The following is a 13207-nucleotide window of genomic DNA, read 5'->3' as shown; positions in this document are numbered from 1 at the left end:
AGATGAGACCGGTCAGGTTGACGCAGAATCATGACACAGGGCCCGGGCTTCTCGCGACTCGAATGACGCTGCTCATAGCCATCCAGAGCCGAGAGGCCATGCCCTGGGAATCGAGACACGCCCGCCACTTCCGCTGGTAAACAGCTTCACGCCCAGACTGTCGGGCCGCGGATAGAAGCGACTGCTGAGGCTGAAGCGCCCGTTCGCGTCGAACACCTCGATGGACGAGCGATCGAGAAACACACGCAGTTCCAGTCGCTCTTGTGTCAGGTCTATCGCCACGCTGCGCTGACCGGTGACTTGTGCACCCGAGCGGTTGCGGTCAAGCACCAGACGCTGCAGTGATGCATCGTAATAGAGCAGGGTTTCTTCCTGGCCATCATCGCTGCAACGCAAGGCGACTCCCAGGTGGCCGTCGGTGCAGTCGAGCAAATCCAGATGCACATGGATTTCGAGCCTGTCGCCATTCACTTCCCGCACCCATCGGGCTCCCGACCCATCCCACCAGGACGTGCCCGGTATTGGCTCCTTGCGTAAGGCGGCGAGCTCCCGAGCTGGATACACGCAAAGACGATCTGCATGCAGTTCAAGTTCGCGCGGTAACCCGAGCATGCCGCACCAGTGATGGGCCTGGCTCGGCATCGGGCTTTCCCACATGTCGAGCCACGCCCACACAAGACGCCGACCATCGGCGGCCAGTAGCGTTTGCGCGGCATAGAAATCGTGGCCGTTATCCAACTCGATAAAAGGCCCGCCGGTGAAGTGCCATTTGCTGTCGAGTCGGCCCACTCGATAACCGGTCTGGTACTTGTTGAGCCGTTCGTAACCCTCGGGTTGCATGCCCTGAGGGGAGTAGAGCAGCACATCGCGTCCATTCAGTCGGAACAGATCCGGGCACTCCCACATATAGCCATCGCCCTCACTGCCGCTGGACACATAATCGAGGAACTCCCAGGCATGCAGATCCGTGGAACGGTATAGCGGCAGTAGCGGTTTATCAGCCAGACGCGCGCCGGCAATCAGGTACCAATAGTCATCCTCCTGCCATACCTTGGGGTCACGAAAGTGCATGATCGTGTCTTGCGGCGCGTTCTCGATGACGGCGCCATGCTTGACGAACCGGATGCCGTCGGTGCTGGTGGCCAGGCACTGGACTTGGCGGATCGAGCGTTCGTCACCCACTTCTCCCAGCCAGGTGTGCCCGGTATAGATCAGTGCCAGGGTATCGCCACACACCACCGCGCTACCGGAAAAGCAACCGTCACGGTCGAAGTCGTCGCCGGGCGCCAGCGCAATGGGCAAATGTTGCCAATGGACCAGATCGGAACTTTTGGCATGCCCCCAATACATCGGGCCCCATTTCGCTTCGAAAGGGTGGTGTTGATAGAACACATGGTATTCGCCACGAAAGTACACCACCCCGTTGGGGTCGTTCATCCAGCCCACGGGGGGGGCAAGATGATAATCGGGTCGATAATCGTGGATGACACGAGACAGGCCATCACTGAGCGCATGCTGCGCAATCTCAAGGGCAGTGGACATTGGAACACTCATGGAATTCAAAGACACAGTCATAGGGCGCCTGCTCGTGCCGAGCGTAGAGGGACGCCATCCGGCAGGGTTTCAATGGCGTGTGGGTGGCGCTTGAAGGCCGTGCCGTCGGCGTCGAACAGGTGCAGGTTGTCGACGTCCAGTTGCAGCTCGACCCGATCGCCCACCTGCCATCCGGCGTTGACCTCACAACGACAGATCAGTGGCTCGTCCTGACCTGTATCCAGGTGCACATAGGTTTCACTGCCCAGGTATTCGACCCCGGTCACGACGACGCCAGCAGTTCCCTGCGCCGCCTTGAGCGACATGTGTTCCGGGCGAATCCCCAGGCTCAGTGGGGCGTCCGCCGCCAGGTTCGAGCTGTCGAAGGGCAGGGAGGTCATACCCAGGACGGGAGATTCGACCAGGCTGGTTTCACCCGGGGCATGCAGGCGTGCCGCCAGAAAGTTCATTCTGGGCGAACCGAGAAAACCGGCGACAAAGCGGCTCGCCGGACGCTCATAGAGTTCGCGCGGTGAGCCGACCTGTTCTACGTGACCGCCATTGAGCACGACAATTTTGTCGGCCAGGGTCATCGCTTCCACTTGATCGTGAGTGACGTAGATCATGGTCGAGCCCAGTCGGGCATGCAGCCGGGCGATTTCGTTGCGCATCTGCACCCGCAAGGATGCATCCAGATTGGAGAGCGGCTCATCAAACAACAAAATGTCCGGCTCACGCGCCATGGCTCTGCCCATTGCCACACGCTGACGCTGCCCTCCAGACAGTTCCTTTGGCTTGCGTTGCAGCAGTTTGTCCAGCTGCAGGATTTGCGCAGTTTTCAGTACGCGCTCGCGCAAGCTGCTCTTTTCAGTCTTGGCCAGTTTGAGACCAAAGCTGATGTTGTCGTAGACGCTCATGTGCGGGTACAGCGCATAAGACTGAAACACCATGCCGACGCCACGCTCGCGCGGCTCCAGGTCGTTGACCCGTCGCCCGTCGATCAGCAGGTCGCCGCCGCAGATCGAATCCAGCCCGGCGATCAGCCGCAGCAGGGTCGATTTCCCGCAGCCCGAAGGGCCGACGAACACCACGAATTCACCCGCAGCGATCTCCAGGCTGACGTCGCGAAGAATCCGCGCGCCGCCCAATTGTTTGTTCACGTTGTCCAGTTTCAATTTGATCACGATGCTGTTCCTTGTCTTTGTTGGGCATCAACCCTTTAACGCGCCGGCAGTGAGACCGGAAACGATTCGGCGCTGGAAGATCAGCACCAGAATCACCAGTGGGACAGTGACCAGCACCGATGCAGCCATCAATAATCCCCAAGGCAACTCATGGGGGCTGCCGCCGGAAATCAGGGCAATGGCCACCGGCACTGTGCGTTGCGTGTCGGTGAGGGTGAAGGTCAGGGCAAACAGGAACTCGTTCCATGCGGCGATGAAGGCCAACAAACCGGTGGTAACCAGCGCAGGCCAGAGCAGCGGCAACAGCACCCGGGTCAGTGTGACCCAGGGTGAAGCGCCATCCATGATGGCCGCTTCTTCCAGTTCATGAGGCAGTTGCCCCATGAATGTGGTCAGCACCCAGACGGTGAAGGGCAGGGTGAAAATCGTGTAACTCAGGATCAATGCCCAGGACGTGTTGTACAGGCCCAGGGCACGGATCACTTCGAACAGACCCGACAGCACAGCGACCTGGGGAAACATCGACACACCAAGAACCAGCATCAACACCGTGCCACGTCCTCGGAACTTCACCCGGCCCAAGGCATAGGCGGCGGTCAGGCTGAGGAACAGCGCCAGTGTCACCACACATAGCGCCACCACCAGCGAATTACCGATAGCCCGCAGGAATGAGGCTTGATGGAGTACCGCCGCGTAGTTGGAGAAGTCGGGGTTGTCGATCCAGTAGCTCACCTCGAACAAGGCGCTGGACGGCTTCAGTGAAGTCACGATGGCGTAGTAGAAAGGGAAAACCGCATACAGCAGCAATACTCCGATCAGGCACCAGAACCCGAGGCGCAACAGTGCTTTTTTCAGTAGGCGCAGGTTCATGACCGGACCTCCAGTTGACGGCGTCCGAGGTAGAGATAAAGCATGGCGATGACCGCAACCACCAGAAACAGCAGCGTCGAGGCCGCGCTGCCGTAACCGACGTCCTGGAACTCCACCAGGTGCTGGCGGGCATACACCGACATGCTCATGGTGCTCGACGAGTTCGAGGTCAGCACATAGATCACATCGAATACCCGCAGCGAGTCGAGGATGCGGAAGATCGCCGCCACCAGCAGTGCGGGCATCAGCAGGGGAAGGGTGACACGCCAGAACACTTTCAGCGGATGAATGCCATCGACCCTCGCGGCTTCGTAGCAATCGCTCGGCAACATCTGCAAGGCCGCCAGCATCAGCAGCGTGACAAACGGCACGGTCTTCCAGACGTCGACGAGGATCACCGCCCACATCGACAGGTCCGCATCGGCCGTCCAGGCCAGGGGCGCGTCAATCAGGCCGAGGCTCAGCATCAGGTGATTGATGATGCCGAACTGGTCGTTAAGCATCCATGACCAGATCTTTGCCGAGACAATGGTCGGAATCGCCCAGGGAATCAGAATCAACGCCCGCACCAGGGAACGGCCGGTGAACTTGATGTTCAGCAGCAACGCCACCAGCAGCCCCAGGACGACTTCCAGTCCCACCGATACCACAGTGAAATGCAAGGTGTTGTGCACAGCGTTCCACCACTGAGGATCGACCAGGATGCCCGACCAGGTGGAACCGTTGTGGAACAGATAATTGCTCAGGCCGACGAAGGATCCGCCAGCGGTGTCCGACAGACTGGCGTCGGTCAGGCTGAACCAGAATGTACGCAGTAGCGGCCAGGCTGCCACCAGCGTCAGACACAACAGCATCGGTGTCAGAAACAGCCAGGCGGCGCGTACCCGGCGTCGTTGTACGGGCGTTTCCCTGGTGAGCAGAAGCTCGTCACAGGGGACATGGGTCGTAGAGACAAACATGGCGATTTTCTTCCTTGTGGCTTACCAGTTCCGGCGTTTGATGCGCGTGAGTTCGCTTTCCAGCTCGGCCAGCGCCTGATCCACAGGCAACTCGCCCGCCAGCACGCCATGCACTCGATCGAAGAACGCATTGGAGACTCGTGGATAGCGATCGGCAGTGATGGAGGCGGGGCGCATGACCCCATCGTTGAGAATGCTGTGCAGCTGGGCGTAATAAGGCATGGCCGCGAGCAATTCGGGGGCCTGATACAGCGACTCGATAACCGGGTTATAGGCGCCGATCAGGGCACGGCGTTTTTGCTCTTGGGCACGGGTCAGGTAGCTCACCAGCTCGGCGGCAAGTTTGGGATGGGCGCTGTAGCGCGATACCGCCAGGCCCCAGCCACCGAGGGTGGAGGCATGGCTGCCGGTCTCGCCGCCGCGGGGCAGGGGAGCGACCCCGACTTTGTCTTTTACCGCACTGTCCTGGCTTTGCACTAACGCCCAGACATAAGGCCAGTTACGCATGAACAGCGCATTGCCCGACTGGAATACGCCACGACCTTCTTCCTCGGTGTAGTTGAGTACGCCACGCGGGGAGATGTCTCCCACCCAGCTTTTCGCCAGGGTCAAAGCAGCTCTTGAAGCCTGACTGTTGACCACGATGTCGCCTTGCGGATTGACCAGCCCGCCTTGCGGTTGGCTGCTGATCCACTCCAGGGCATTACACGTCAGGCCCTCGTAGGCGCGCCCCTGAAAGATGTAACCCCACGCATTGGGGTTCCCGGCATTGCGCTCAGCCTGTTGAATATTCCTGGCGGTAGCAGTCATCTCCTCCCAGGTCTGGGGAACCTGCTGGTTGTACTTCTCGAGCAAGTCCTTGCGGTAATACAGCAGGCCCGAGTCGGTGAACCACGGCATCGTCACCAACCGTCCGTTCACCGTGGCGTTATCCACCTGTGCCTGGAAGTAGCCTTGGGTCGCGTTGGCAGGTAGCACCTCGCGCAGATCCATCAAGTGTTTGGCCAGCATCCCTGGCCACACCATATCGATTTGAATGATGTCGATGTCGCTGGATTGCGCACTGAGGATCTGTTGATAGAACGACAACCTCTCGGTCGCCGAGTTAGGGGTGGAAACCACCTCGACGTTGTTGCCGGTCTGTTTCGACCACGCCTCGACAGCCTCCTTGCAGAGCTGCAACTCCGCACCCACCGCACCACACGAGATCGTTAAGTCGGCTGCGCTCGAGAGGCATGGAAATCCGGCACAGAGGGTGACTAGTGCGGCTGGGAGGAGAGATTTTAGCTGTTTCATAAAGCCCTCTTTATTTTTGTTTTTAGAAAAGTTAACGTTAACATCGCCAAATGTAGCAGCGTATTTGCGATGAGGCATCCTTTTTTTCGTCAATTTTGACAATTCACAATTGACGAAAAAAGGCCGTTCGCGGGAACAGAAAAATAAAAACAAAACAGGAAATTCACATGCAGAAAGCATCAAGCTGGCTACTCGCAGGCGTGCTCGGCACCTCGGCGGTAACCTCTCAGGCCGCGACTCTGGAAGACCGCATGGCCGCGTTTGAAGCCCGTACCAGCGCAGCGGAGAAGCGTGCGGCCGCAGCCGAACAGCAAACCCAGGCACTTGCCAGGGAATTGCAGCAGATCAAACTCGCCACTGCTCCCTTGCAGCCTGCCGCGTCTACTGCGGCAGTAATTTCGGCGCCCGCTTTGGATACCCGACTGGCAAAACTCGAGGCCCGCCAGCAAAGCCTGGAGAAAGAGGGCAGTACCGGACACCTCACTGATGGGTTCAGCTTCAACGGCTACGCCCGCTCCGGATTGCTGATCAACGATCGGCTGGGGGGTGGTCGTGGCGGCCCTTATGAAACTCCTGCCGGTTCAGTCGGTGGTGCAGTCGGGCGACTCGGTAACGAAGACGACACCTACATGCGTATAGACCTGTCGAAAGAAATCTATGCGCAAAACGGCACCCGTTCCAAATTCACGGTCTCCATCGCCGACGGTGTGGAAAGTTCCAATGACTGGACGGCCGACGAAAGCAAACTGAACGTGCGCCAGGTATTCACAGCGCTTGACCATCTCGCGGCATTCAAGGGCAATTCAGTGTTCGAGAACGCCACCCTGTGGGCAGGCAAGCGATTCGATAGAGATAATTTCGATATCCACTGGCTGGACTCGGACGTTGTCTATCTGGCCGGCACCGGGGGTGGAATCTACGATATGCAGATGAACAAGAATTGGCGTTCGAACTACTCTTTGATCGGGCGCAACTACGGGGATTTCAGTCAAGGCGGTCTTAGTGCCGATGTGGAAAGCTACATCCTGACCTCCAACCAGTTCTTCGAGGATGGTCAGTGGCAGTGGATGTTCAATGCCATCGGCGCAAAGAAAAACGATTTCGCTACCCGAACCAATGCAGCGGGTTTGACGCCTGCGGATTCCGGCTTGCACAGCATGCTGGCCAATCACCAGAAAAACTTTTTCGGCAGGGAAGGCTTCTTCAAAACGGCGCTGCTCTATGGGCAAGGTCTGGGAGCTGAGGTCAAGAACGTCGGCTCGGATGGTGAACTGATCGACGATGCCCGCGCTCTGCGTCTGGCACTTTACGGTGAGACACCCCTTGCGCCTGACTGGCGTATCGGCCCCAGCTTGCTGGCCGAACAGAGCAAGGATAGATACGTCAAGGGTGACGACTACCGTTGGCTGACCCTGAACGTGCGTTTGGCCAATAAAATCAACAGCAATTTCGAGATGGCCTACGAAATAAGCTGGCAAACCATGAACCTTGATCCGAAGGACTATCTACAACGTAATGCGGTCGACGGTAACTTTTGGAAATTCACTGTCGCCCCGACATTTAAACCCGAGGTTGGAGATCTTCTTACACGTCCCGAATTGCGAGTGTTCGCAAGCTTCATGAACTGGTCTTCGGATCTGGACAGATTCAGTACCACAGACTCCTTTGGCATGACGGACTTCAAAGCCGGAGGTGTATGGCAATACGGCATACAAATGGAAACCTGGTTTTAATATTCAAGCGCGTTCGGCCAACATCTGCTTTGAGGTTGGCCATGAGAACTTCTCTAACTTCAACAAACCCTGCCTTTCATCAAAACGCATTGAGTCAGTGATTACCGGTCGAATCTGATCAGCCAGCAGTTCCCTACGACAAAAAATTGAGGAAATGACGATGGTATTGCCTCGCGCAGTAGTGTTTGGCGAAGCCCTGACCGATCTTGTCCAAGGCACTCCTGGACAGTGGAAGGGCTACCCGGGTGGTGCTCCCTGGAACGTTGCACGAGCGCTAAGTCGCTTGGGTGTCAGCAGCGCTTTTGCTGGGGCGGTGAGCATGGATTCACTGGGTGACGAGATAGTTTCACAGTCGGAAGCGGCAGCATTGGATATGAGGTTTATCCAACGGGTAGACCGAGATCCTTTGGTCGCCATCGTTCCATCGAGCCGTCCTCCAAGGTATTTTTTTGCTGGAGATGCCGATCTGTTTTTTGATCCGGATCTGATGCCCGATGGATGGATCAACCATGCAGAGCTGTGTCATTTCAGCTGCATCAGTTTGGCTCGACAGCCACTCGCAGACAGGCTGGTTAAAATTGCTCAGCAGGCCAAAGTAGCCGGTAAACGGATTAGCTATGATCCGAACTGGCGCAATTTAATGGATAGCCATTATCGGGAGCAGACCTTCCCTACGATGACCACCCTTGCTGACATGATCAAGCTTTCCGACGAAGACCTTCGGCAAGTTTATCCAGGGCTGACAGAACACCAGGCAATGGATGAACTTCGCGCTCTTAATCCTCAGGCGCAGATCCTTTTTACCCGAGGGGAACACGGGATGGTTCTCCACACCCCGGACAGCCAACTCGATCAGCCGGCTATTGCCGTGAAGGTAGAGGACACGGTTGGAGCAGGAGACGCGTGTATGGCTGGTTGGCTGGCTGCGGAGTTGTTGGGGATCGCGGACTTGAGAGAGCGCCTGCAATTTTCAGCGGCTTGCGCATCCATATCTTGCCGCCATGCCGGAGCCCATGCTCCAGCGCTAGCTGACGTGGAAGGTTTGCTGCAGCGGCTAACATTGGCAAACCCAGGGGATTGCTCATCCGTGTAAATCTATCGCTACCACCTTGTGTTGGCAGTCAAATGCTCTAGTGCGCAGCTTTGGCCAATCGCTGTCGCAAAACTGTAATGTTGCCGTCATAGAATTGACATGACTTCTTACACACTTCAGCCGGCCTTTGGCCTTTTTCATGGATGAGCAAGCCCTATGCGTCGTGTCATATTCAATCAGAAAGGGGGCGTTGGGAAATCCAGCATTGCCTGCAACCTTGCCGCCGTGAGTGCTGCCGAAGGTTACCGAACGCTGCTGGTAGATCTCGACCCCCAGGCAAACTCGACTCACTACCTCACGGGCTTGACCGACGAGCACATTCCCGCAGGCATAGCGGACTTCTTCAAACAAACACTGTCCAGTGGCTTTGAAGGCAGAAGGAATCGAGTGGCCATCACCGAGACCCTTTACGACAACCTTCACCTGGTGACTGCTAGCTCTGAACTGTCAGACCTCCAGTCAAAACTCGAGAGCAGGTTCAAGATCAACAAGCTGCGCAAGTTACTGGTAGAGCTGTCCGAGGACTATGAGCGCATCTATATCGATACGCCTCCGTCGCTGAATTTCTACACATTCAGCGCGCTGGTGGCTGCAGATCGATTGCTGATTCCATTCGATTGCGACAGCTTTTCTCGCCAGGCGATGTACCGTGTTATCGCACAGGTAGAAGAACTACGTCTTGATCACAATGAATCACTGAAAGTGGAAGGGGTGGTGGTCAACCAGTTCGCCGGGTATACCGGCCTACACCAATCTCTCGTGAATGAGTTGCTGGCCGAAGGCTTGCCAGTGCTACCGGTCTATCTGAGCAGCTCCGTCAAGATGCGCGAATCTCACGAAATGTCAGTTCCCATCGTCCATTTGGCCCCGCGACATAAGCTTTCGCTGGAGTTTGTTGGCTTGCTGGACGCCCTGGAACGGGCCGCTTAGCTTCATCGCGGATGGGCTGTTACAAGTGTAATCGTCCCCTCAGGGGTGTCACTCCAGCTAGTGTCAAACCAGCCAGGGTCGATGATTCAAAACCAGTTCGTACAGCTGAAACACTAACGAAACATTCCGGCCATATGATTCGCACCACCGAAACCAGGGAGGGTTGGAGATGAATCGGCCATCAAGAAGCATGCGCAAACTGCTCGATTCCGTTGCCACCAACAATGAGGCAGCGGCGCTTGATGTGATGCGTGCTGCAGAGCAGCTCCAGGATGAGGTGTTGCGCCAACGATTACTGAACTTGATTCATCGGCTCAACCAAGACGCCAATGACTTGCGAATGGCGCGGGACGATATCCAAGGCGGGGCCATCAAGCTCGCGTGACTTACCTCTGCCTGGTGGAGAAAATCGCTGGCATTTGGAGCCCTTTATAAATGGCGAGAAACCTGAATCCAGAGGTAAGTATCAAAGCGATCCAACCAGCGATCCGGATTGACGGAAATGTATCGCGCAGCAAGACATACAAGGTGCACCCCAGCAGGACTGGCGTGGCGTAGATCTCACGTGACATCAACAACGAGGCCCTGCCGGCTAGCACATCACGCGCTATGCCGCCTCCAATACTGGTCAGCACGCCCATCATCACTGCCAAAGGTGCACCAAGCTGTAATGCCATCACTTTCTCAGTAGCGACTAATCCGAACAGTGCGGCCGCAAAACCATCGAGATACAGCAATAGCTGATAGCGTTTGTGCAATCTATTGGTGAGAAAAAATGCCAGTAGTGAGGTAACCAATGCGACCCAGATGTAGTTGAAGTCTGCAATCCAGAAAATCGGTTGATCCAGCAGTAGGTCTCGAATGGTGCCACCACCAATAGCAGTGATGATGCCCAGCACTACGGCCCCGAACAGATCGACACCTACCTTTTGGATAGCTAACAATCCGGTAATGGCAAACACGGCGGTGCCCAACATTTGCTGAAAATAAAGCATCCGTTACTCCGTTCTCAGGTTGTCCAATAAGTGAACGATGGCGATGTGGGGAATGCAGGCGCGCGCCATCTGCAAGGCATCGTCGTTGGCCTGGCAATGCGGGTTGTAAATGTAGGTGGTGCTTCACCCACCGGAAGTCTAGTGGGTTCGTGCCCTTCCCACATCGGAGACTGCATTGAGGTGGAGGAGAGGGGAGTGCTCGCGAGTGGGGTGTTCAGGATCGCGGGTAACGAGACGACAGGCTTTTTTCAGACCTGTTGAGTGACTGTGCGGAGTTGATGATATGAAATTGTTCAGGCCGTTGCTTCAGCGGCCCGTAGCCTTGCTGTGGGGAGGGTTGGCGCTTTCTTCGATCGGTGACGAACTCTTCGCGATTGCCATCGCCTGGATGGCGGTGCAGATCGCCGGAACCGATGCAAGCTGGCTCAGTGCTTTACGCGGTGCTGCCGCGTTGGCAGGTGCTTTGCTGGGCGGAATATGGGCTGAGCGCTGGGACCACCGTCGCACGATGATCGGCGCCGACCTGGCGCGGGCCGGGCTTGCCTTGATTCCGGTGCTTGCTTGGGGATTCGGCATCATGAGTCTGTGGATGCTGGCGGTGCCGCTCATGCTCATGATGATCGTCAACTCGTTGTTCGAGCCGGCGCTGCGCGCCAGTCTTCCGCGGATTGCCGCGGCGCCGGACCAGCTGCAATCGGTCAATGCGCTGTTCGATGCGATCATCCGGGTCGCCCGGGTGATCGGGCCAATGCTGGCAGCGGCGATTACGCTGCTGATCCCGATCGAGCATCTATTTACCCTGAATAGCATCACCTTCCTGATCTACGCGTGGGCGGTCATGAAGTTGGGCAAGGCGTTGCCGCGCCAACCTGTCAAGGCAACAAGCCGGCGTGCCGGATTTACCGCCGGTTGGAGAAGTCTTGCGGGACGCAGCCAGATGCAGGCGGTGTATGTGTGTGCGGGACTGGGCAATGTTGCCTGGAGTGTGGGGATATCGATCGGCATGGCGCTGGCAGTCGTCAAATACGATATCCAGGGATTCGGGGTACAGGGGTTTGCTGCCTACGGCCTGATCATGGGGGCTTACGGGGCAGGGAACCTGATCTCCATTTTTGTTGTGGGCAATCTGCAGATCCGTCGCTTGTATCACGGGTTTACCTTCGGTTCCGTGGTTAACGGCCTGGGCATCGCGATCATCGGTGCGGCGGTGCTGTACCTGCCACCGGAACACGTCCTCACGGGGATGATGGTCGGCGCAAGTCTTGCGGCACTCGGCGGGCCACTGATCGACATCTCCTTCATTCTGCTGATTCAAACCCGGTTCAGACAAAGCGAAATCGCCGGGCTGGCACGGCTGCGTTTTGCGGCGCTGGGCGCGTCGATTCTGATTGCCGGTGCCTGCGGTGCTGCGCTGTATGCCCGCTTTGAAACCGGCCTGGTTATTGTCGGTGCCGGGATTTTCGAAGTGATCGTGGGGGCAATTGTGCTGCTAGCCCCCAAGGATAAAGTCCACGGCAAGATCCGTTTCAATTCAGGATTGTCGAAGTTCAGCGAGATATACGTGGCGTCGGCAGCGACCAATCGCTGAGCCGCTGCCTCAATCTTGTCGGGAGCAGTGGCTTGATGAACGGCTAACGCTTCCATGCCCCGGTGTTCACCAGATTCGCCGGCCGCTCACCCGCCAGCGCCGCCAGCAGATTATCCAGCGCGCACCTGGCCATCGCCTCCCGTGTTTCATGTGTCGCCGAGCCGATGTGCGGTGTCGCCACCACATTACTCAACTGCAACAGCGGCGAATCCGGATTCAGCGGCTCACGCTCGAACACATCCAGCCCGGCCGCGCGAATCTGTCCTCGGCGCAATGCGTCGATTAACGCGGTTTCGTCCACCACCTTGCCCCGGGAAATGTTGATGAAGATGCTTTCCGGGCGCATCAAAGCAAACTCATCGGTGCCGATCAGCCCCTCGGTTTGCGCAGTCAGCGGCAAGGTCAGACAAATGAAATCCGCCTGCAGCAACAGGTCGTTCAAGCTGCGGTATTGCGCATCGAAGCGCTGCTCGACCGCCGGTTTGGGCGAGTGGCTGTGGTAGATCACTGGCATGCCGAAGCCGAAATGCCCGCGCTGGGCCAGTGCCTCGCCAATGCGGCCCATGCCGATGATGCCCAGGGTTTTACCGTGCACGTCGATGCCGAAATGTGCGGGGCCGATATTGCGCTGCCATCCGCCTGTGCGTACCAGGTTCGCCAGTTCCACCACCCGCCGGGCCGTTGCCAGGATCAGCGCGAAACCGGTGTCGGCGGTGGTTTCGGTCAGTACATCCGGCGTATTGGTCAGCAGGATGCGCCGCTCGGTCAGGTAATCGATGTCATAGTTGTCGACCCCCACCGACACGCTGGCGACGGCTTCAAGGTTCGGTGCCAGGTCGAGTAGTCCGGCATCCAGCTTCAGGCTTGCACCGAGCAAGCCATGGGCACGGGGCAGGGCATCACGCAGTCTCGCCAGGCCCTCGGCGTCGAGGCTGTCGATCACTGTTACCTCGGTCTGCTCTTGCAAGCGAGCCATTAGCGGCGACGAGAGTTTCTTGTATAGAACGACCTGCTTTTTCATGGTGG

At 57.4% G+C, this 13207-nt stretch carries 12 protein-coding genes; 5 read left to right on the top strand and 7 right to left on the bottom strand.

What is annotated here, in order from left to right:
• Window positions 1-72: 72 nt before the first annotated feature.
• From ACM6G4_RS20490 to ACM6G4_RS20470, 5 genes are read right to left on the bottom strand one after another with little or no spacing between them, the layout of a single operon-like run.
• Window positions 73-1575, bottom strand: a complete 1503-nt coding sequence (locus tag ACM6G4_RS20490) for a glycoside hydrolase family 32 protein (protein WP_414914480.1) — start codon at window positions 1573-1575, stop codon at window positions 73-75.
• A complete protein-coding gene (locus tag ACM6G4_RS20485) occupies window positions 1572-2717 on the bottom strand; it encodes an ABC transporter ATP-binding protein (RefSeq protein WP_414914479.1) in 1146 nt (381 codons plus the stop codon). Before ACM6G4_RS20485 ends, ACM6G4_RS20490 begins: the two co-directional genes overlap by 4 nt.
• 27 nt (window positions 2718-2744) lie before the next feature.
• Window positions 2745-3587, bottom strand: coding sequence for a carbohydrate ABC transporter permease (locus ACM6G4_RS20480; RefSeq protein WP_056724890.1), 843 nt, complete (start codon window positions 3585-3587; stop codon window positions 2745-2747).
• Window positions 3584-4546 (bottom strand): carbohydrate ABC transporter permease, encoded by a 963-nt coding sequence (locus ACM6G4_RS20475; protein ID WP_414914478.1) that lies wholly within the window; start codon window positions 4544-4546, stop codon window positions 3584-3586. Before ACM6G4_RS20475 ends, ACM6G4_RS20480 begins: the two co-directional genes overlap by 4 nt.
• 21 nt (window positions 4547-4567) lie before the next feature.
• Window positions 4568-5842, bottom strand: a complete 1275-nt coding sequence (locus ACM6G4_RS20470; RefSeq protein ID WP_414914477.1) for an ABC transporter substrate-binding protein — start codon at window positions 5840-5842, stop codon at window positions 4568-4570.
• Window positions 5843-6009: 167 nt separating this feature from the next.
• Here ACM6G4_RS20470 and ACM6G4_RS20465 point away from each other — a divergent pair, with 167 nt between their 5' ends.
• The 4 genes from ACM6G4_RS20465 to ACM6G4_RS20450 all read left to right on the top strand — a co-directional run bounded on the left by ACM6G4_RS20465 (window position 6010) and on the right by ACM6G4_RS20450 (window position 9983).
• Window positions 6010-7575 (top strand): carbohydrate porin, encoded by a 1566-nt coding sequence (locus ACM6G4_RS20465; protein WP_414914476.1) that lies wholly within the window; start codon window positions 6010-6012, stop codon window positions 7573-7575.
• A gap of 160 nt (window positions 7576-7735) precedes the next feature.
• Complete coding sequence (locus ACM6G4_RS20460; RefSeq protein ID WP_414914475.1) at window positions 7736-8668, top strand: carbohydrate kinase family protein; 933 nt, start codon at window positions 7736-7738, stop codon at window positions 8666-8668.
• 156 nt (window positions 8669-8824) lie between these two features.
• Complete coding sequence (locus tag ACM6G4_RS20455; RefSeq protein ID WP_056724878.1) at window positions 8825-9598, top strand: ParA family protein; 774 nt, start codon at window positions 8825-8827, stop codon at window positions 9596-9598.
• Window positions 9599-9767: 169 nt separating this feature from the next.
• On the top strand, window positions 9768-9983 hold the full coding sequence (locus ACM6G4_RS20450; protein ID WP_056724876.1) for a hypothetical protein: 216 nt from the start codon (window positions 9768-9770) through the stop codon (window positions 9981-9983).
• A 1-nt stretch (window position 9984) separates the two neighbouring features.
• On the opposite strand, the gene ACM6G4_RS20445 is transcribed toward ACM6G4_RS20450, so the two are convergent.
• Entirely contained in the window at window positions 9985-10593 is a 609-nt protein-coding gene (locus ACM6G4_RS20445; RefSeq protein ID WP_056724874.1) for a trimeric intracellular cation channel family protein, read from the bottom strand.
• 283 nt (window positions 10594-10876) lie between these two features.
• Between ACM6G4_RS20445 and ACM6G4_RS20440 the strand changes: the two genes are divergently transcribed.
• Complete coding sequence (locus ACM6G4_RS20440) at window positions 10877-12181, top strand: MFS transporter (protein WP_414914474.1); 1305 nt, start codon at window positions 10877-10879, stop codon at window positions 12179-12181.
• Between the two features lie 43 nt (window positions 12182-12224).
• Here ACM6G4_RS20440 and ACM6G4_RS20435 read toward each other — a convergent pair whose 3' ends face one another.
• On the bottom strand, window positions 12225-13202 hold the full coding sequence (locus ACM6G4_RS20435; RefSeq protein WP_414914473.1) for a 2-hydroxyacid dehydrogenase: 978 nt from the start codon (window positions 13200-13202) through the stop codon (window positions 12225-12227).
• Between the last annotated feature and the right edge of the window lie 5 nt (window positions 13203-13207).

This window comes from Pseudomonas sp. IT-P258, assembly GCF_949767825.1.
GTDB lineage: Bacteria > Pseudomonadota > Gammaproteobacteria > Pseudomonadales > Pseudomonadaceae > Aquipseudomonas > Aquipseudomonas monachiensis.
The sequence above is the reverse complement of the archived record's forward strand: the minus strand, read 5'-3'. Positions and strand labels throughout refer to the sequence as shown.